At 65.9% G+C, this 19,118-nt stretch carries 18 protein-coding genes; 15 read left to right on the plus strand and 3 right to left on the minus strand.

All coding sequences use genetic code 11. The features are described 5' to 3' along the window. Positions 1 to 16 precede the first annotated feature (16 nt). The 10 genes from CQ040_RS20645 to CQ040_RS20430 all read left to right on the plus strand — a co-directional run bounded on the left by CQ040_RS20645 (position 17) and on the right by CQ040_RS20430 (position 9,248). Positions 17 to 169 (plus strand): hypothetical protein, encoded by a 153-nt coding sequence (locus tag CQ040_RS20645; protein ID WP_181156797.1) that lies wholly within the window; start codon positions 17 to 19, stop codon positions 167 to 169. Positions 170 to 281: 112 nt separating this feature from the next. Continuing rightward, positions 282 to 1,301, plus strand: coding sequence for an ABC transporter (locus CQ040_RS07630; protein WP_105526222.1), 1,020 nt, complete (start codon positions 282 to 284; stop codon positions 1,299 to 1,301). A gap of 119 nt (positions 1,302 to 1,420) precedes the next feature. Beyond that, entirely contained in the window at positions 1,421 to 1,801 is a 381-nt protein-coding gene (locus CQ040_RS07635; protein WP_258131234.1) for a hypothetical protein, read from the plus strand. 75 nt (positions 1,802 to 1,876) lie between these two features. After that, a complete protein-coding gene (locus CQ040_RS07640; protein ID WP_028502479.1) occupies positions 1,877 to 2,524 on the plus strand; it encodes a hypothetical protein in 648 nt (215 codons plus the stop codon). A gap of 253 nt (positions 2,525 to 2,777) precedes the next feature. Next, positions 2,778 to 3,146 carry a 30S ribosomal protein S12 gene (rpsL, locus tag CQ040_RS07645; protein ID WP_028502478.1) on the plus strand — a complete coding sequence of 123 codons (369 nt, stop codon included), beginning with the start codon at positions 2,778 to 2,780 and terminating at the stop codon, positions 3,144 to 3,146. Positions 3,147 to 3,151: 5 nt separating this feature from the next. Further along, on the plus strand, positions 3,152 to 3,625 hold the full coding sequence (gene rpsG / locus CQ040_RS07650) for a 30S ribosomal protein S7 (protein ID WP_028502477.1): 474 nt from the start codon (positions 3,152 to 3,154) through the stop codon (positions 3,623 to 3,625). A gap of 87 nt (positions 3,626 to 3,712) precedes the next feature. Then, complete coding sequence (fusA, locus tag CQ040_RS07655; protein WP_028502476.1) at positions 3,713 to 5,827, plus strand: elongation factor G; 2,115 nt, start codon at positions 3,713 to 3,715, stop codon at positions 5,825 to 5,827. A gap of 169 nt (positions 5,828 to 5,996) precedes the next feature. After that, positions 5,997 to 7,187, plus strand: coding sequence for an elongation factor Tu (gene tuf / locus CQ040_RS07660; protein ID WP_028502475.1), 1,191 nt, complete (start codon positions 5,997 to 5,999; stop codon positions 7,185 to 7,187). A gap of 117 nt (positions 7,188 to 7,304) precedes the next feature. Then, the gene (locus tag CQ040_RS07665) at positions 7,305 to 7,958 is read left to right on the plus strand and encodes a VanZ family protein (RefSeq protein ID WP_105526221.1); all 654 of its coding nucleotides are present in this window, start codon (positions 7,305 to 7,307) and stop codon (positions 7,956 to 7,958) included. 672 nt (positions 7,959 to 8,630) lie between these two features. After that, entirely contained in the window at positions 8,631 to 9,248 is a 618-nt protein-coding gene (locus CQ040_RS20430) for a hypothetical protein (RefSeq protein ID WP_146114729.1), read from the plus strand. Positions 9,249 to 9,261: 13 nt separating this feature from the next. Here CQ040_RS20430 and CQ040_RS20650 read toward each other — a convergent pair whose 3' ends face one another. The 3 genes from CQ040_RS20650 to CQ040_RS07685 form a co-directional block, all read right to left on the minus strand. Continuing rightward, positions 9,262 to 11,877, minus strand: coding sequence for a glycoside hydrolase family 99-like domain-containing protein (locus CQ040_RS20650; RefSeq protein ID WP_181156796.1), 2,616 nt, complete (start codon positions 11,875 to 11,877; stop codon positions 9,262 to 9,264). A 63-nt stretch (positions 11,878 to 11,940) separates the two neighbouring features. Beyond that, positions 11,941 to 13,356 carry a lipopolysaccharide biosynthesis protein gene (locus CQ040_RS07680; protein ID WP_181156795.1) on the minus strand — a complete coding sequence of 472 codons (1,416 nt, stop codon included), beginning with the start codon at positions 13,354 to 13,356 and terminating at the stop codon, positions 11,941 to 11,943. Further along, on the minus strand, positions 13,349 to 14,155 hold the full coding sequence (locus CQ040_RS07685) for a glycosyltransferase (RefSeq protein ID WP_105526217.1): 807 nt from the start codon (positions 14,153 to 14,155) through the stop codon (positions 13,349 to 13,351). The genes CQ040_RS07680 and CQ040_RS07685 overlap by 8 nt, the downstream gene beginning before the upstream one ends. Before the next feature lie 65 nt (positions 14,156 to 14,220). Between CQ040_RS07685 and CQ040_RS07690 the strand changes: the two genes are divergently transcribed. The 5 genes from CQ040_RS07690 to CQ040_RS07710 all read left to right on the plus strand — a co-directional run bounded on the left by CQ040_RS07690 (position 14,221) and on the right by CQ040_RS07710 (position 19,102). Further along, the gene (locus CQ040_RS07690; RefSeq protein ID WP_105526216.1) at positions 14,221 to 15,168 is read left to right on the plus strand and encodes a glycosyltransferase; all 948 of its coding nucleotides are present in this window, start codon (positions 14,221 to 14,223) and stop codon (positions 15,166 to 15,168) included. 140 nt (positions 15,169 to 15,308) lie between these two features. After that, positions 15,309 to 16,253: an SDR family oxidoreductase gene (locus CQ040_RS07695; RefSeq protein ID WP_181156793.1), complete on the plus strand. Its 945-nt coding sequence runs from the start codon at positions 15,309 to 15,311 to the stop codon at positions 16,251 to 16,253. Continuing rightward, positions 16,234 to 17,307: an N-acetylneuraminate synthase family protein gene (locus CQ040_RS07700; RefSeq protein ID WP_105526214.1), complete on the plus strand. Its 1,074-nt coding sequence runs from the start codon at positions 16,234 to 16,236 to the stop codon at positions 17,305 to 17,307. The genes CQ040_RS07695 and CQ040_RS07700 overlap by 20 nt, the downstream gene beginning before the upstream one ends. A 47-nt stretch (positions 17,308 to 17,354) precedes the next feature. Then, a complete protein-coding gene (locus tag CQ040_RS07705; RefSeq protein WP_181156791.1) occupies positions 17,355 to 18,341 on the plus strand; it encodes a glycosyltransferase in 987 nt (328 codons plus the stop codon). Beyond that, the gene (locus CQ040_RS07710; RefSeq protein WP_105526212.1) at positions 18,338 to 19,102 is read left to right on the plus strand and encodes a cytidylyltransferase domain-containing protein; all 765 of its coding nucleotides are present in this window, start codon (positions 18,338 to 18,340) and stop codon (positions 19,100 to 19,102) included. The genes CQ040_RS07705 and CQ040_RS07710 overlap by 4 nt, the downstream gene beginning before the upstream one ends. Positions 19,103 to 19,118: the final 16 nt, after the last annotated feature.

The following is a 19,118-nucleotide window of genomic DNA, read 5'->3' on the forward strand; positions in this document are numbered from 1 at the left end:
GTCGTAGCGTTGAGGTATGGCACGGGTGGGTGGGCGCAACCTCGGGATGAGCTGGTTCGCGGGCATCGTCTGCGTCGCGGTCATCGGTGCTCTGCTGTGGTTGTCGCTGCCGATGCTCCCCGTGCTCGCGCAGTTCGCCGGGGACGCGCTGCGGAACGTCCTTCCCTGACCTCCTCCGGTCGCTTCCGGTCGCGTATGCCGACACGTCGGCACGCCTGCGCGAGCGGCCGAGCGCACAGAGGTACCCTCGCAATGCACGTATCCGATGAGAGGCGCACCCCATGAGTGACCCCGACGTTCCCCAGCCCGAGAAGCCGGCTGACGTCGACGACGTCGTCGGCAGCGCGAACGCCGGACTCGACGCCGCCGCCGCGGCCGGTGCGGATGTTCCCGTCACGAACGACGGCGTCGATGAGAAGCCTGCCGTCGCGCCCGTCGACCCCGACCTCGCCGCGTTCGAAGAAGCTGAGCGCAGCCACCCCGGCACGTTCGCCTCCCCGCCGCCCGCGGTGTCGCCGGTCCCGGCGGCAGAGCAGAGCGAGTACGCCCGCGAAGTCAGGGCAGAGGCCGACGCCGAGACGACATCCTTCTACCCCGAGCCGGTCGTGGGCGCTACCATCCCGTTCGGTCATGAGCAGTCCGGCATGGCGGGTGCCGCCTACGCCCAGTACGGCGACGAGGTCGACACTCGCATCGTCCCGTCCGAGCCTCTCGTCGCCGCGGCCGCAGCGCAGCCGCAGCCCATCTTCGTGCAGGCCCCTGAGCCGCCGCGTGACCGTGGCAACCGCGGCACCGCAGGCGCCATCGGACTCCTCGCGACGCTCGTGTTCGCTGTGCTGTACCTCGGCGCAGCATTGGGCCTCGGCGCGATCGCCGGCGACGTGACCGGTGAGAACATCGGCCAGACGGCGATCGCCCCGCTGACGACCTGGGGATACTGGACGCCTGTCGTCGTGTTCTTCCTCGGCTTCTGGCTGCTCGGCGCGATCATCAACCGTGGCCGTTGGGGCCTCTGGGTGGTCTTCGGCATCATCGTCGGCGTGATCGCCTATGCGGGGCACATCCTCGGGCAGCTGTTCGAGGCTCCGTTCTGGAAGCTCACCGCGGCCCAGGGGCTCGACCTCGTCGGCGAGCAGCTGCTCGCCCCGCTGGCCATCGCCGCCTTCGTGTTCGCCCGCGAGTTGACCATCTGGTTCGGAGCCTGGGTCGCCCGCAGCGGTGCACGCAAGACCGAGCTGAACGCCGAGGCGCAGCGCGAGTACGAGCGCACGCTCGAAGCCGGCCCGACGCTGTCGAGGTAATCACGAACTCCACCACGCCGAACCCCCGCGGACCCGAGTCCGCGGGGGTTTCGGCTGTCCTGGCGGTCGTTCTCGCCACCATCAGCTTCTTCGCGCTCGCCGTCTTCGGGCTCGGGGCCGTGAGCATCGCCACCGACACGGACATCATCGCGGTGCCGGATCTCGGCCAGACGCCGGGCGTGGTCGGGATGATCGCGGCGGTGGTCTCGTTCGCGCTCATGCTGTGGTCGACTCTGCGTCGACCGCATCCGTCGTACGTCGCGACGATCGCGATCGCGTTGGTCGCAGGTATCGTCCATCTGGTCGCGGTGTGGGCTGCAGTGCTCGTCGGCGCAGGAAACGTCGTGCTCGCGACAGCGGTCGCCGGCGATCTCGTGCGCGGTGGAGCGAGTGCGGTCCTCGTGCTCGCGGCGCTGATCGCTGCATGGGGTGGGATCGCACTGCGTCGAACGCGCGCCGAGCATCCCCGCTGGCCGTGGGAGCGCGACGAAGAGGAGTGAGCTCCACGCGGGTCTCGCCCCGCCGTCGCGGGGGAAATCGCGGCGGTGGCGGACGACGCGCCGTACGCTGGTGGGGTGGAGCGCTCGTTGGAGACGCAGGTGGACCAGGCCGTCGAGGCCTGGTTGCGCTGGGTGCCGCGCTGGGAGCCGGCGACCCACCGCGGTCGTGTCGCGCCGTGCCGCCGCTGTCTCGGTTCCCCGATCCTCTCGGCCGCCGGTATCGGAGCGAACACTCCGCACGGCGTGCAGCACGGACTCTCCACGCGGATCAAGACCATCGTCGACCACGCCGTCGCCGAGTACACGGCGCGGAACCTGCCGATGCTGCAGCGCGAACTCGATCAGCAAGCCGCACGAAATCGCGCCCGCAGCTACCGCCCGGCCGAAGACCTCGACCCCGAGTTCGATGGCCTGCCGCTCGACCCCGAGCCCGTGCCGGGAGCGCCGTTCCTGTTCACGATCGCGGGACTCGCGGATGATTCCGCCGCCGATCTGCCCGCCCTGCCCCCGCTCACGGACGAGGCGAAGGCCGCGCTCCGGCAGGAGGTCGCCCTCGCCGACGAATACGCGAACATGGTCGGCCGTGAGATCTGCGGCATCCTGCTCCGTCACCGCATCTACATCCAGGCGGCCATCTCGCAGCATGTCGAGCCGCAGATCGAGGCGCTGCTGGCGGAGCTGACCGAGTCGCTGGACTCTCCGTTCGACCCCGATCTGCCCTGAGTCGGGCGTCGGCTGCTGACTTCGCTCGGCTGCCTACTGCGGCAGGATTTGCGCTCATTTGACCGCTAGGTTACGCGGCATTACACTTGACCAGGTGTGTGCACGTCTTGACGTGCGCACTGGGCGTCGGCACCATGCCGGTCCGCCCCCACGGCATACCCACCACACCAAAAGCACGTCGATTCCGGCGTGCCGGTGGGGCATGATGTGAAACCCATCACGCTGTCACCGTGCAGCACTATGAGGAGAGAACGTGCCAACCATTCAGCAGTTGGTTCGCAAGGGTCGCTCGCCGAAGGTCACCAAGACCAAGACGCCAGCCCTGAAGTCGAACCCGCAGCAGGCCGGGGTCTGCACCCGCGTCTACACCACCACCCCGAAGAAGCCGAACTCGGCGATGCGCAAGGTCGCTCGTGTGAAGCTCCGCAACGGCACCGAGGTCACCGCGTACATCCCCGGTGAGGGCCACAACCTGCAGGAGCACTCGCTGGTGCTCGTGCGTGGCGGTCGTGTGAAGGACCTCCCCGGTGTGCGTTACAAGATCGTCCGTGGCGCCCTGGACACCCAGGCAGTCAAGAACCGTAAGCAGGCTCGTTCCCGCTACGGCGCGAAGAAGGGTTGAGTTAGATGCCTCGTAAGGGTCCCGCCCCTAAGCGCCCCGTCGTCAACGACCCGGTATACGGCGCTCCGATCGTCACCTCGCTGGTGAACAAGATCCTCGTCGACGGCAAGAAGTCGCTGGCCGAGTCGATCGTCTACGGCGCCCTCCGCGGCGTCGAGGCGAAGAACGGCGGCCAGGATGCCGTCGCCACCCTCAAGAAGGCGCTCGACAACGTGCGCCCGACCCTCGAGGTCCGCAGCCGCCGCGTCGGTGGCTCGACCTACCAGGTGCCGATCGAGGTCAAGCCGCACCGTGCGAACACCCTCGCACTGCGCTGGCTCGTCAGCTACGCCAAGGGTCGTCGTGAGAAGACGATGACCGAGCGTCTCCAGAACGAGATCCTGGACGCGTCGAACGGCCTGGGTGCCGCGGTCAAGCGCCGCGAGGACACGCACAAGATGGCCGAGTCGAACCGCGCGTTCGCTCACTACCGCTGGTAAACAGCTTCGCCCGCCCCTCGGCCATCCGCCGGGGGCGGGCACCCCACTCTTCGCAGTACGACTGCTCGAAACGATAAGGACACTCCTGTGGCACAAGACGTGCTCACGGACCTGAGCAAGGTCCGCAACATCGGCATCATGGCGCACATCGATGCCGGCAAGACCACGACGACCGAGCGCATCCTGTTCTACACGGGCGTCAACCACAAGCTCGGCGAGACGCACGATGGCGCCTCGACCACCGACTGGATGGAGCAGGAGAAGGAGCGCGGCATCACGATCACGTCTGCCGCCGTGACCTGCTTCTGGAACAACAACCAGATCAACATCATCGACACCCCCGGTCACGTGGACTTCACGGTCGAGGTGGAGCGTTCGCTCCGCGTCCTCGACGGTGCGGTCGCCGTGTTCGACGGCAAGGAGGGCGTCGAGCCCCAGTCCGAGACCGTCTGGCGCCAGGCCGACAAGTACAACGTCCCGCGTATCTGCTTCGTCAACAAGATGGACAAGCTCGGCGCGGACTTCTACTTCACCGTCGACACGATCATCAACCGCCTGGGTGCCAAGCCCCTCGTCATCCAGCTGCCGATCGGCGCGGAGAACGACTTCGTCGGTGTCATCGACCTGGTCGAGATGCGCGCGCTGGTCTGGGCCGGTGACTCCAAGGGTGACGTCACCATGGGCGCCTCCTACGAGATCCAGGAGATCCCGGAAGACCTCAAGGAGAAGGCGGCCGACTACCGTCAGCAGCTCCTCGAGACCGTCGCCGAGACCGACGACGCGCTGCTCGAGAAGTTCTTCGGTGGCGAGGAGCTCACGGTCGCCGAGATCAAGGGCGCGATCCGCAAGCTGACCGTCGCCTCTGAGATCTACCCGGTGCTGTGTGGTTCCGCGTTCAAGAACCGCGGTGTCCAGCCGATGCTCGACGCGGTCGTCGACTACCTCCCGAACCCGCTCGACGTGGGCTCGATCGAGGCGCACGACCCCAAGGACTACGACACGATCATCGAGCGTCACCCCGACGCGAATGACCCGTTCGCAGCTCTCGCGTTCAAGGTCGCCGTGCACCCGTTCTTCGGTCGCCTCACCTACGTTCGCGTCTACTCGGGTCACCTCGACTCCGGTTCTCCGGTCATCAACTCGACCAAGAACAAGAAGGAGCGCATCGGGAAGATCTTCCAGATGCACGCCAACAAGGAGATCCCGGTTCCCTCGGTCACCGCCGGCAACATCTACGCGGTCATCGGTCTGAAGGACACCACCACGGGTGACACGCTCACCGACCCGGCGGCTCCGGTCGTCCTCGAGTCGATGACGTTCCCCGAGCCCGTCATCGAGGTCGCGATCGAGCCGAAGACCAAGGCCGACCAGGAGAAGCTGGGTGTCGCCATCCAGAAGCTCGCTGAAGAGGACCCGACCTTCCGCACGGAGCTCAACCCCGAGACCGGTCAGACGACCATCAAGGGCATGGGCGAGCTGCACCTCGACATCCTCGTCGACCGCATGAAGCGCGAGTTCAACGTCGAGGCCAACGTCGGCAAGCCGCAGGTGGCGTACCGCGAGACGATCAAGAAGATCGTCGAGAAGCACGACTACACGCACAAGAAGCAGACCGGTGGCTCCGGCCAGTTCGCGAAGATCCAGTTCACCATCGAGCCGATGGACCTGGACTCCGAGAAGACCTACGAGTTCGTGAACGCCGTCACCGGTGGTCGCATCCCTCGTGAGTACATCGGCTCGATCGATGCTGGTTTCCAGGACGCGATGAACGTCGGAGTCCTCGCGGGCTACCCGATGGTCGGCGTCAAGGCGACGATCACCGATGGTGCTGCGCACGACGTCGACTCCTCGGAGATGGCGTTCAAGATCGCGGGCTCCATGGGCTTCAAGGAGGCCGCTCGTCGTGCCAACGCCGTGCTGCTCGAGCCGCTGATGGCCGTCGAGGTCCGTACTCCTGAGGAGTACATGGGCGACGTCATCGGCGACCTGAACTCGCGTCGTGGCCAGATCCAGTCGATGGAAGACGCCGCAGGCGTCAAGGTCGTCCGCGCTCAGGTTCCGCTGTCCGAGATGTTCGGCTACATCGGCGACCTGCGCTCGAAGACCTCGGGTCGTGCCGTCTACTCCATGGAGTTCCACAGCTACGCTGAGGTTCCCCGCGCTGTGGCCGACGAGATCGTCCAGAAGACCAAGGGCGAGTAATCACCCTTCTGGGTTCCCCGCGGCGCCGAGCACGGCGAAGCGCCGCGGGGTTCCCAGGCCCCCTACAACTTCACATTCCCTCTCTACTAAACTGAGAACCTAACCCGTAGAGAACCGGTCGCAAACCAGTGCCCGGTCACCTTTACAACGACGTCCTGAGGAGGACCCAGTGGCTAAGGCCAAGTTCGAGCGGACCAAGCCGCACGTCAACATCGGAACCATCGGTCACGTTGACCACGGCAAGACCACGCTCTCCGCAGCGATCTCGAAGGTGCTTGCTGACAAGTTCCCGTCTGACACCAACGTGCAGCGCGACTTCGCTTCCATCGACTCGGCGCCGGAAGAGCGCCAGCGTGGAATTACCATCAACATCTCGCACATCGAGTACGAGACCCCCAAGCGCCACTACGCTCACGTTGACGCCCCCGGCCACGCCGACTACGTCAAGAACATGATCACCGGTGCTGCTCAGATGGACGGCGCGATCCTCGTGGTCGCCGCCACCGACGGCCCGATGGCTCAGACGCGTGAGCACGTGCTGCTCGCCAAGCAGGTCGGCGTGCCGTACCTGCTGGTCGCGCTGAACAAGTCGGACATGGTCGACGACGAGGAGATCCTGGAGCTCGTCGAGCTCGAGGTTCGCGAGCTGCTCGCCGCCCAGGGCTTCGACGAGGACGCTCCTGTCGTCCGCGTCTCCGCTCTCAAGGCACTCGAGGGTGACGAGAAGTGGACCCAGGCGATCCTCGACCTGATGCAGGCTGTCGACGACAGCGTTCCGGACCCGGAGCGTGACCGTGACAAGCCGTTCCTGATGCCCGTCGAGGACGTCTTCACGATCACCGGTCGTGGGACCGTCGTCACGGGTCGCGCCGAGCGTGGCACGCTGGCCATCAACTCCGAGGTCGAGATCGTCGGACTGCGTCCGACCGTCAAGACCACGGTCACGGGTATCGAGATGTTCCACAAGCAGCTCGACGAGGCCTGGGCCGGCGAGAACTGTGGTCTGCTGCTCCGCGGCACCAAGCGTGAGGACGTCGAGCGCGGTCAGGTCATCGTCAAGCCGGGTTCGGTTACGCCGCACACCGACTTCGAGGGCACCGCGTACATCCTGTCCAAGGATGAGGGTGGGCGTCACAACCCGTTCTACACGAACTACCGCCCGCAGTTCTACTTCCGCACCACCGACGTCACCGGCGTCATCTCGCTGCCCGAGGGCACCGAGATGGTCATGCCCGGCGACACCACCGACATGACGGTCGAGCTGATCCAGCCGATCGCCATGGAGGAGGGCCTCGGCTTCGCCATCCGTGAGGGTGGACGCACCGTCGGCGCCGGTACGGTCACGAAGATCGTCAAGTAAGCATCTGCTTCCTCGCAAAGGGGTCGGACCTTCGGGTCCGGCCCCTTTGTCGTTAACACCGGGGTGTCCCCGGCGCTTTCCCGGGGAGCGGCGAGAGGCCAGCGATAGCATCGACGGGTGACGGACATCGACATCGGGCGAAAGCCTCCTCGCAGCCATGCTCGGCTCTGGGTATCGACCCTGCTGCTGATCGTCTACGCATCCTTCGTTCTGCTCGTGACGATGTGGCCCCAACCGCAGCAACTCGAGTTCGATGGGATCGCGTCCCGACTGCTCAGAGCGCTGCACAACATCGGTGTGCCCGCGTGGTTCGGGTACGACAAGCTCGAGTTCGTCGCCAACGTCGGGATGTTCGTGCCTCTCGGGTTCCTGCTCGGACTCGCCCTCGCGCGGCAGGCGTGGTGGGTGGCGATCTTCCTGCTTCCCGCATTTTCAAGTGCGATCGAGTTCACGCAGGGTGTTGCTCTAGACGAGCGTGTTTCCACGGTGTTCGACGTTCTCGCCAACACAATCGGCGGCTACATCGGATTGCTGCTTGCGATGATGTTGCGCGCGATGATCCACGCCAGAGATCGCACGAAGATTGAGCGTGAGCTGTGGGATCGACGAGCTATCGCCGCGCGATTGCAGAGCGAGAACGCTGCTGGTGCCGTAGTCCGCGCCTCTTCGCCCGCCGCTCAGCGAGCCATCGATCTCGACCCGGCGACGAGAGTGCTGGACCCGGACTTCTGGGAGACTGGGGATGCTCCGACGATGAGGCTTCACAGCTGACTCCGACCCGCCGGGTGCGTGGAGCACCGATCGAATAGGGCGGAAACGACGATCCCCCCGCACGCCGTGAAGGACACTGAGATTCACAGAAGTACGCGAACGTCTGATGATGCCCGTCTGGTTGCCGAGTCGCTCAGACAGGGTGACCACATCGGTCTCGACAAGAAGCCGATTCGGGGCGCGCTCGGCGTTCTCTTCCTTGGTCTGGGGTGCCTGACGTCGGGTGCGTCGACTGCTCGGTCCGCGCCGCTGCGCTTCGTGATCGCGAATCCCGTCGCCCACGGTGCGCGGCTAGGTGCAGCGGTGATGGAGGCGCTGCCGCCGGGCTCGACGGTGCTCAGCGACCACCGTCTCGCAGCGGCGCCGCTCTCGACGGGAGAGGAGTTTCCGTCTCTGGCGCCACGCTCGATGGTTCATCTCGTCACTTGGCGACGGCTGCGAACTGCGTTGCGTCTCCGTCGTTCGCTCCCCGGAGGGCCAGGAGGGGCCTCCCGCCTCTACGGCGAGTATCTCTTCCTCGCTCAGGCGGTCCGATTCGCCGCAGCACACGATGCGCTGATCGATGGCGGAACCCGACTGATTCTGGTGGACTTCGACCGACATGCGTATGCCGCACCCTGGATATATGCGGCGAAGAACCAGGGCGTCGCTACCGTGACACTCGTGCATGGAATGCCGAACGCCTGGAACTATCTTCCCGTGCTCGCCGACGATGTTCTGGTGTGGGGAGAGGCCCAGCGCGAATGGATGCGCGAGAACGGTGTGGAGGCCGGAGTGCACGTCGTCGGGCGGCCCGATATCTCGGCTGAACCACTCAAGCTCCGCGAGACCGCCCGCCTGCTCATCTCGCACTCCGCAGAGAGTCTGAGCCCATCGGAAGTTGAGCGGCTTCTCGCACGCATGACCGCCGGGCGGCGCACGCAGCAAGAAATCGTCCTGAGGCTCCATCCGAGCGTTCCATTCGAGCGGTTGGACGAGAGCTGGGCACGCATCGCGGAGGCCGCGGATCGCGTTGTCAGCGGCGGGGGCTCACTGTCGGATGACCTGGGCGTTGGTGATGTCGTGGTCGTCGTCAGGTCGAGCTCCGCGATGGACGCTCTTGCGCGAGGTGTGCGGGCGGAAGTGCTAGCGGATCGGGATCGAAGACTTCCAGCCGACTTGGAGGAACTTGCGCGGAGGAGCGGCTCTGCGGAAAGCGTCGATCCGGCGCATCACGTCGCAGCGGTCGGTGGCGAGGCCACGCAGCGGATTCGTGCATGGCTCTCCGCCAGACTCGACTCCCTCGGCTGATGCACCGTCGGCGTCAGCCTCTGTATGTTCGGCGGCCGAGCACGGAGGCCATGCGCCGGGCGGACTGGAGCGCGGAACCGGCAGCCGCCAGCGCGACCGAATGCGCCCATCCATAGGTGGGGCGGCCCACGGACGACACTTCTCGCCGAACGGCCGGTGATGCGGCGTCCCACGGCGTCGCGTCGAGATAGCTCCGCCCGTGATGCGCATCCGGCTCGAGATAGGCACCCTCTGCCCACTCGTTCCACGCGTTCACGAAGACGAGACCGTCGTCGCCGCGCAGGCGCTGCTCGGTCACCCGTGCATGTGTCAGCCAGTCGTGATAACGGGCAGGGGTGGAGCCGACGTAGATCGTCGCGTTGGCGCCGCGGCGAGCTGTGTTGTCCCAGCCGGGAACGACGCCTCGATAGCGCGTGAACGGCGGGACCGGGCGGCGTCTGAAACGGCGTGTGAGGCGTGCATACGACATGAGGCGCCCTCGGAAATCGGCCGCGACACCCTTCACCGGAATCAGCTGGGCCGCGCTGAGAGTGTTCGCACCGACAGGCGGGAACTCGGCTGCCGCGTCGAACCCGCTGACTGTCGGATCGATGCCGGGATGAGTCTCGGCGGCGACAAGATGGAGGGGGCCGATGCCGGCTGCGTCCGCGAGGCGGCGCCATGTCTCGGCGTACTGCGTGCCGGCGGGCAGGTGATCCGAGCGGTGCACCAGCAGCACCGCCGCACCGTTCACGCGCAGATAGCGAGGATCCCGGAGCAGGGGGAGGAAGTCTTCGAAAACCCTCTCGGGCGTGAGTTCGGTGTACTCCTGCGTGATGAGTGCTTCGTGCTCTTTGCCATCCCACCGCCTAGACCAGCTCTCGTTCGCCCATGAGATGCAGAAGGGCATGTCAGGTCCCGCGGAGAGGTACTGCTCGAGAGGGCGTTCGAGCAGACGCTTGCCGTCGAACCAGTAGAAGTAGAAGCAGAACGCGTCGATCCCGTTCGCCTGGGCCATCGCAGCTTGCTCGTGCATGACCGCTACATCACCCAAGTCGTACTCGCCGAGCTCTCCCGCCGCACGCGGGTGGACGTGCCCCGAATGCTGTGGCACAGCGCGACGGACGTTCACCCACTCCGTGAAGCCCTCACCCCACCACTGATCGTTCTCCGGGATCGTGTGGAACTGCGGGAGATAGAAGGCGACGGTCCGCGGACGAGGGGCGAGTGCGGCGGTGCGCTTCGCGGCCGCGCCGGACAGCGACGTCCAACGCAGGGCGATCACGACAGCGAATGTGAACAGCGCGTAACCGAGAACCTCGTAGAGCGAGCCGCGAAGGATGATGAGCAGCAATGCCGCGATCGGAGCATCGATGATCAGGGCTGTCGGGTAGCGGCGCAGCATCGGTGTGCCCGCGGGAGGGCGGATCATCCCGATGACCATACCGAGAACGGCGAACGCGACGATGACGCCGACGACGCCGCCGACGACGTACGCCTCTCCCCACAGCGGCATGGACAGGTTGTGGTAGCTGGCTCCGGTCGCCTCTGCGACGATCCTGCCAGTGGCCATGTCGGAGACGAGGGGAGAAAGGAATGGCACCCAGCGAATGAACGGTGCGATGAGGAGCAGGAGGGGGCCCGGGCCGCCGACCGGCAGGTCGCCTGCGACTGACACCGCGCGCAGGAGCATTTCAAATGCATCGAAGTCGAATCCGACGAGCGATTCGGACGGCAAGGAGAGAGCGATGCCCACCGAGCCGGTGCCATCGCCGCGGGCGAGGTCGAGCGATGGGAAGATGCTGATGAGAGCGACGCCGATCCCGAGGGGCATCAGCCTCGAGATCGAGCGGCCCACGACGAGCGCACCGATGGTCGCGACGAGGAATCCTCCGGTCAAGAACCTCGATCCCGTGAGGGGGTTGGTCGCGATCGCCGCACTCGCCGTCACGAGCGCGATGAGCCAAACGGGTATCCGAATGCCGTTCCGACGAGCCACGATCGCAATCGCAGGCAGCACGATACCGCCCGCCGTTCCGATGAAGAAGAGGGTGCCGGCGCCGGGAATGTCGGCGTTCTCCAAGAGCTGCTGCTGGAGCGCCTGCTTCCCCTGGAACAGCGCGGTGCCGGTGATCGTGATGAACAGTGCGGCGACTATCACATATCCGGCGAGAATGCCGACAAGGACTCCCCGCATCCGGCTGATTCCGAGAGGCGTCGGCTCGAGGCCCACATCCGAGAGCTGCGAGCCACTCTTGTGTCTCGACGTGAACAGCTCTGCCGCGGCGGCGACAGCGACCCCGAGCAGCACGACGCACAGCCCGACCAGCACCGTCTGTTCGGAGAAGACGCCGTGCCAGGGGAACGTCCCGAACGCGATCTGGTGCACCGGGGCCAGTCCGAGGAAGATGTACGACCACAGCCAGAACATCGCCCAAGCCAGGCTGAACTGTCGTGTCGTGGAGGCGCGGAACAATCCCGCGGCCAACACGATCGGAGTGGTGACCGCGAGGGCTTTGACACCCCACGCCGCCTCGGTGGAGAATCCGAGACGGATGGCGGCCGGAGGCAGGGTCAACGCGATGAACGCGGCATACGACCAGGCACTCCAGCGGAATCCACGGACCACGGTGCGAGTGGGGGATGGCATAGATATCTCCGAAGTCGCGGTCATGGTGCTTCGATCCTATTTGCTCCACGCGCGGTCGCGTGGTCAGCGGAGCTCGCGGATCGCCCGCCAGTTCACCGCGACAGCGCCGGTGAGGATGATCAGGCAGCCCAGCGCGAGCACGAGGATCGGCGGCTGGAGCCAGAGGGTGAGTATCGGTAGGGTGAAAGCGATGGTCAGGAGCGGGAGCGATCGGGTGATCGATACGAGCGGATATCCCGTTCGTGTGCCCAGCCACCACGCCCAGAGCGCCTGGCAGCCGTGGAAGACGGGGAGCCCGAGAGCGAAGATCGACGGCTCTCCGACGAGATCGAACACCCACAGAGCGGCGCCGATGCCGACTGCTCCGGACAAGGGGGTGGTAGCGGCCAGCGCCAGGGTGCGTCCTCGCAGGAAGACGAGATGGATGTTTACGAGGTAGAGGGCCATGAGCGGAGTCGCCGCACAGGTGATCAGCGCGGCGGTGCTCAGGCTCTGGTCGTAGACGTGGGGGCCGGCGATGAAACGTGCGACGGGCTCGATCAGAGTGCAGAAGAACGCGACGAGACCGAGAACCAGCACGGAGATCGCCTGCATCGAACGCGAGAGGAATCTCGCGCGGGTGGCGTCGGGCTCGCGGTAGACCATCGGCGCCCAGGAGTTGTTGAACGCGCCGAGGATCAGCATCGGCGCTGTGCCGAGGAACAGCGCCAGCTGCAGGCGGCCTCCGGCGGCCACTCCATCGACCTGCGTCGCGAATGCGACAAGCACGATGGTCACGAGCGCCCCTGTGATCGAATGCGGGACGGTGGGCAGGCCGATGGCCAATCCGGAACGGAGTTCCGTCAGGGAGAACGCACTGAGCGGTATCCGTGGCAACAGGAGCAGCGCGGCGAGCGCGGCGATCAGATGGCCGGCCGCGAGGCCGGTGAGATACGTTCCCGGCTCCGGGTGCCCGGATGCGACGGCGATCAGACCGATCGTCGGGCCGGCAAGCGCTGAGAACATGCCGAGTCCGACGAACGTCTTCACTCTGCTGATGGCCCGGAACACCGACTGGCAGAGGGTCAGCACGCTGAGCGCCACGGCGGAGAGGGTGGGCCACACCAACGTTTCGACGTCGGAAGCGTCTCCGAGGAGCGCCGAGCCCCACACAGGCAGCAGGACGACGGCGACTCCGCCGCCGATGACCGCCAGCCCGGCGCCGGACCATACCAGCGCGGTTGCGCCGGAGACTCCCGTGCCGCCGATGATCGCGTGGCGGGTGATCGCGGTAGAGAGTCCCAGTCCGAGGCCGATGGATGCGAACTGGTAGAGCGTGATGCCGATACCCACGACGCCGTACCCTTCGGCGCCGAGCGTGCGCGTGATGAAGGGGGTGATGAGCAGGCTGACGAGGACGGGGGCGACTGTGGCGAGGGAGTAGAGCGCTCCTGACCCGAGCAGTCCTTCTCGTCGGTCGGGTCCCGTCTTCCTACTCACTGTCGACGAGCTTCCCCGACTGCGCAGAGGCGAGCGGATGCCGTCGCCTCACGAGCCTTCCGCCGAGGAGAAATTCGGGATAGAGAGAGTAGAAGCGGAAGAGCGAGTCGAGCTCTCGCACCCAGGGCATGAGCCGAAAATGCGTCGTCTCCCGTGCCCATCCGTGCGTCCACGTGAGGTCTCCGAGAAGAGTCACGGCATGGCCCTGGCGCCAGGCGCGGATACTGATGTCCTTGTCTTCGTAATAGAGGAAGAAGCGCTCGCTCCACCCGCCGAGGGCACGGATCGTCTCGGCGTCTCCCGCGACGACGGCACCGATGAGCCAGAAGACGCTTCTTCGCTCGGTCGGGGCCGCCAGCAGACGATAGCCGTTGCCTCGATCTTCAGATGTCGCGCGGTTGAGGACTTTGTGCGCGAGCAATGGCGCACCGCGACCGTTCGGCTGCAGCGTGCCGTCGGTATTGAGAAGCTGGGGCGAGACGAGACCGCCGAGTTCCGCGATGGCGTTCGAGAGTTGCGCAAGGTCGGCGTAGTCGACCCGGACATCGGGATTGACGAAGGCGATGTCGTCTCCCGAGGCCGATGTCAGGCCGCGATTATTCGCCGCGCTGAAGCCGATGTTCTGCTCGACGCTGATGACAGTGGCTCCGAGGGACTTCGCAACCTGAACGCTGTCGTCGGTCGAGCCGTTGTCGACGACGATCCACTCCACGTGCGCCGGTCGCTCAGCGGCCCAGTACTCACGAAGGGGCGCGGCACTGTTGTATGTCACAGTTATGAGTGACCACGTTCTCGGCATGATGTCGAGATTACCGAACCCGGCCTGCCGTCCCGCGCCGACCGACTTCTGGAACGAGACGACACATGAGCGGAACCGTGTGCCTTGCCGTGTACCGGCCGAGGGTGGATCTGCTCCGCACCCAGATCGACAGCATCAGATCGCAGACTCTCACGTCCTGGGACTGCATCGTGGGAATCGACGGTGCGGACGCCCATACCCGGGCCGCGATCGAGGGGATGGTCGCCGGCGACGAGCGATTCCGAATCGTCGAATACGAATCGAACGTCGGGTTCTACCGGAACTTCGAGCGTCTGCTCGAGGAGGTGCTTCCGAGTTCGGAGTGGGTCGCGCTCGCGGACCAGGATGACGCCTGGTATCCGGAGAAGCTGGCGCTGCTGGTCCCGCTTCTCGACAATGCGGATCTCGCGTTCGGGCAGGCCCTCGTCGTCGACGCCGGCGAGGCGCGCGTGCCGGAGAAGGCCACGAGCCGTCGTTCCACCTCGTTGGCTGCGGCGTTTATCGACAATCAGGTGACCGGGAGCATCTCGGTGTTCCGACGAGCGCTGCTCGACACCGCCTTGCCCTTGCCTGACGCGACGGATTCCGCCTTCCATGATCACTGGCTCGGTGTGTGTGCTCTCGCGGGACAGGGGATCGCTGTGCTGCCGGACGTGGTTCAGGACTACATCCAGCACGGCGAGAACGTCATCGGCGAGGAGCAGGGGCGAAGAGTCGCCGATCGCTTGTCGGCTCTGTCGGGACGTTCAGGGGGTGGCGTCGGGCAGAATCTCGACTACATCAGTGCTCATCGCTGGCGCTGGCGCGTCAACATGGCGACGGCTCTTCTGGAACGCGCGCCGGGAGCGGCGGACAGCGAATTTCTCCGATCCGTGGCGGCCGACCGGCTTTCGTTCGGTTTGATCTCCCGTTTCGTTCCGGAGATCATCGGCGGACGAGTTCCGCCGCTCCGCGCTCTCGCACTCCTTGCGGGATCCTGGCGGTCTCCTCGGCTCCGACGCGCGCGAAAGTAGGGTGCGGGCACGAGGATGGCCGGAGGCTCGGTAATCTGATCTGGATCGCAGCACGGGGTGCCCCGCACTGTTCGATGATCACCCATGAGATCCAGCCCGGATGGAAAGCGCACAGAGACAAGGCCAATGAGGAGCGATCGATGACCGGATGGCTCGTGACGGGCGGCACAGGGCTCCTGGGAGCGAACGCGCTCCTCGACCTTCAGCGGGACGGGCGCGCGCTCGGAGTGGCACGCAACGTCCCTGCTGACGCTTCGGGGGGTCTCTTCGTGCGGGCGGATCTATCCTCCCGCGCGGCTCGCAGCGGACTGGTGGCGAAGATGGGCGTCGATCACGTGCTCCACACGGCCGCGATCGCGACCATCGAAGGCTGTGAAAGCGACCCCGAGGGGGCTTTCGAGCTCAACGTCCGAGCATCAGAGGATCTCGCTGCGCAGGCGTATGCGGAAGACGCGCGATTCATCTTCATCTCGACTGACGCTGTATTCGACGGAGAATCGGGAGATTACGCCGAGGAGGACCCCACGTCTCCGATCTCGGAGTACGGGCGCGGAAAGGTGGAGGCGGAGAGGAGGGTGCTCGCCGCCAACCCCGATGCCGTCGTCGCGCGAGTCAACTTCTATGGCTGGAGCCCGACCGGCACGCGCAGTCTCGCCGAGTTCTTCTATAATCGGCTCTCCACCGATGCCGACGTCGGGGGATTCACTGACGTCAAGGTCAGCACGACGTACGTCGGTCATCTCGTCCGTGCGATTCGCGAGCTCGCGGCCACGGACGCATCCGGCATCTTCCACGTGGCCGCGTCGCATGGCGTATCGAAGTACGAGTTCGGGCGAGCGCTCGCTGAACGTTTCGGCTTCGATCCGGGTCGGGTGAATTCCGTCCTCTCCACGGACGTCCTCGACGCTCCTCGCGGGGCGGATCTCCGACTTCGAACCGATCGGTTGAGAGCCGCCATCGGTCACGATCTCCCCAGCACGATCGCCGGGCTGCGAGACCTGCAGGCGGATCGGCACGCGGGCCGCCCTGAACTGCTGAAGAAATTCGACCACAACGAGGAGACTCATGGAACTTTCGATCGCTGATCGCCGGATCGGTCCGGAACACCCGACCTACTTCATCGCGGACATCGCCGCGAGTCATGACGGGGAACTCGACCGCGCGATCGATCTCATCCACCTCGCTGCCGAGGCTGGTGCAGATGCGGCGAAGTTCCAGAACTTCACCGCGCCGGAGATCGTCTCGGACCGCGGGTTCGCCGAGTTGGGAGGGAAGCTCGGGCATCAGTCGTCGTGGACCAAGCCGGTCACCCAGGTCTACGCCGAAGCATCCATCCCGTATGGCTGGACGCCCCGGCTCAAAGCGGCGTGTGACGAGGCGGGGATCCACTACTTCTCCTCCGCGTACGACTTCGCCTCGGTCGACATGCTCGAGCCGCATGTTCCCGCGTACAAGATCGGCAGCGGCGACGTGACGTGGATCGAAGCGATCGAGTACACGGCGTCGAAGGGCAAGCCGATGCTGGTGGCCACGGGCGCGTCGTCGATTCAGGACGTCGTGGCCGCCGTCGACGCCGTGCGTCGTCACACGGACCAGCTCGTGCTGATGCAGTGCAACACGAACTACACCGGCAGCGATGACAACTTCCGATTCATCTCCCTCAATGTGCTTCACACTTATGCTGCGATGTTCCCCGACGTGGTGATGGGTCTCTCCGACCACACTCCGGGGCATGCGACGACGCTCGGCGCCATCGCGCTAGGGGCTCGTGTGATCGAGAAGCACTTCACCGACGACACGGGTCGAGAAGGCCCGGATCATGTCTTCTCCATGGACCCGCGCACGTGGCGGGAAATGGTCGATCGTGCGCGCGAGCTCGAGGCATCCTTCGGTCAGACAGTGAAGCGGATCGAGGAGAACGAGGTCGAGACCGTGATCGTCCAGCGGCGAGCGGTGCGCGCGCGGCGACCGATCGCCGCAGGTTCCATCATCACGCGCGAGGACCTGGCGGTGCTGCGCCCGGCGTCGCCGCACCTCGTTCCCGCGAACGAGCTGGAACGCGTCGTCGGGGCGCTCGCCTCTCGTGACCTGAGCGCTGACGAGGGCGTCGCCTGGGGCGACTTCTCCCCCGCCCCATGACGCGAGTTCTGTACGTGTCCGCGACGAGCGGCGTCCATGACCGGAGAATGATCACAGCGTGGGCAGAGGGGGGCGTCGAAGTGACGAGCCTGGTGCTCGACGGCTCATCGCGATCCTCGGATCTCGTCGCCGAAGCGGTGTCTCAGTTCTCGCCGGATGTCGTGCAGGCGGGTCCTGTGCCTGACATCGCTTTCGCCGTCGCACAGTCCTGGCAGGGTCCGCTGATCGCGACGTCCTGGGGCTTCGACCTTCTAGCGGACATTGATGCCGATGACGCTGCGCGTGAGCGCGCGGCGTCGACATTGACCCGAGCCGAGGTGGTGATGGTCGACAGTGACGCGGTGCGGGATCGTGCGCGAGCGCTGGGCGCTTCCGAAGAGGCGGTCGTCCAGTTCCCGTGGGGCATCGACCATGAGCTGTTCCGCCAGGAGGGCGCAGATATGCGCGAGGCATTGGGGTTGGACAACGGCGTGACGTGCATCCTCAGCGTGCGCCGACACGAATCGCTTTACGACGTCGCCACGCTGGTGCGTGCGTTCGCCCTGGCGGCCCCGGTCTCACACGACACGGTGCTGCTCATCGGTGGGGAGGGTCGTCTGACTCCGATGTTGCGCGAGCTCGTCGACGAGGCAGGCCTCGCTGATCGGGTGCGTTTCCTCGCAGAGTTGCGGGGAGAGCAGCTCGCCGCTCTCTACCGCACCGCAGATGTGTACGTCAGCACATCGACCGTCGACGGGAGTTCGATCTCGCTCCTCGAGGCGATGGCGAGTGGAGCGGTACCCCTCGTGACGGATATCGCCGGCAACCGGCAGTGGGTTCCCTCGGACGTGGGACTGCGTTTCCCGGTCGGCGACCATGAGGCGCTGGCCCGTGCTCTCGTCGAGCTCGCTGCGGACGCGTCGCGGCGTCGCCGTCTGGCGCATACGGCCCAGCAACTGGTCCGGGAGCGGGCGGACTGGAATGATGGGCCCAAGAAGCTGCGCGGTGCGGCCGATCTCGCTATCACCCGTCACGACGCCAAGGGCGCATCGTGATTCTCGGTGTCGTCCAGGCGCGGATGGGCTCGTCGCGGCTGCCGGCGAAGGTGCTCGCCGACCTCGGTGGTCGGCCGGTCGTCGATCGCGTCCTAACACGACTCGGGGCCTCGCACCTGATCGACGAGGTCGTGATCGCCACCTCGACGGGCGCGGAGGACGATGCGTTGGCGGAATGGGCGGACAGCCACGGGTATCCGGTCGTCAGGGGCGATGAGTTCGATGTCCTCGATCGGTTCCATTCCGTCTTGGGCGAGTTTCCCGCAGCGAAGCACTTCGTGAGGGTCACGGGGGACTGTCCGCTAGTTGATCCCCGACTCGTCGACGAAGTGATCCGGCTCCATCTGGAGTCGGACGCGGACTTCTCGGCGAACCGGCTGCCTCCTCCTTCGCGGCGGACGACGCCCATAGGCCTTGACGTCGAGGTGGCCCGTCGCGACGCCCTCGAAGCGGCCCGGCAGTCGGCAGACGAACCTGCGGACCGCGAACACGTTATGCCGTTCCTCTATCGCGTACCCGGACGCTTCCACGTCGAGATCGCCGATATGTCGGAAGACCTCTCCCACTACCGGTGGACGATCGACACACCAGAAGACCTGGAGGCCGTTCGCGCGATCTGGGCGTACCTCAGCGGTCCGCATGCCGGTTGGGAGGAAGTGCTCGCCGTGGTCCGTGCCCATCCGGACATCGACCTGATCAACGCGGGGGTTTCGCAGAAGCTCCTCGGCGCCGTCGATGAGCGCTGGATGCGCGGCGACTGAGCGCCCTGCGTTTGGG

Origin of the sequence: Microbacterium sp. MYb54 (genome assembly GCF_002979515.1) — a bacterium.
Taxonomy (GTDB): Bacteria; Actinomycetota; Actinomycetes; order Actinomycetales; family Microbacteriaceae; genus Microbacterium.

Bases quoted from the DNA above. Each gene is read 5' to 3' on its own strand.
- CQ040_RS20645 (WP_181156797.1), top strand. From the start codon at position 17: ATGGCACGGGTGGGTGGGCGCAACCTCGGGATGAGCTGGTTCGCGGGC.
- CQ040_RS07630 (WP_105526222.1), top strand. From the start codon at position 282: ATGAGTGACCCCGACGTTCCCCAGCCCGAGAAGCCGGCTGACGTCGAC.
- rpsG (WP_028502477.1), top strand. From the start codon at position 3,152: ATGCCTCGTAAGGGTCCCGCCCCTAAGCGCCCCGTCGTCAACGACCCG.
- CQ040_RS20430 (WP_146114729.1), top strand. From the start codon at position 8,631: ATGCCGAACGCCTGGAACTATCTTCCCGTGCTCGCCGACGATGTTCTG.
- CQ040_RS20650 (WP_181156796.1), bottom strand. From the start codon at position 11,877: ATGCCATCCCCCACTCGCACCGTGGTCCGTGGATTCCGCTGGAGTGCC.
- CQ040_RS07685 (WP_105526217.1), bottom strand. From the start codon at position 14,155: ATGCCGAGAACGTGGTCACTCATAACTGTGACATACAACAGTGCCGCG.
- CQ040_RS07690 (WP_105526216.1), top strand. From the start codon at position 14,221: ATGAGCGGAACCGTGTGCCTTGCCGTGTACCGGCCGAGGGTGGATCTG.
- CQ040_RS07695 (WP_181156793.1), top strand. From the start codon at position 15,309: ATGACCGGATGGCTCGTGACGGGCGGCACAGGGCTCCTGGGAGCGAAC.
- CQ040_RS07700 (WP_105526214.1), top strand. From the start codon at position 16,234: ATGGAACTTTCGATCGCTGATCGCCGGATCGGTCCGGAACACCCGACC.
- CQ040_RS07705 (WP_181156791.1), top strand. From the start codon at position 17,355: ATGATCACAGCGTGGGCAGAGGGGGGCGTCGAAGTGACGAGCCTGGTG.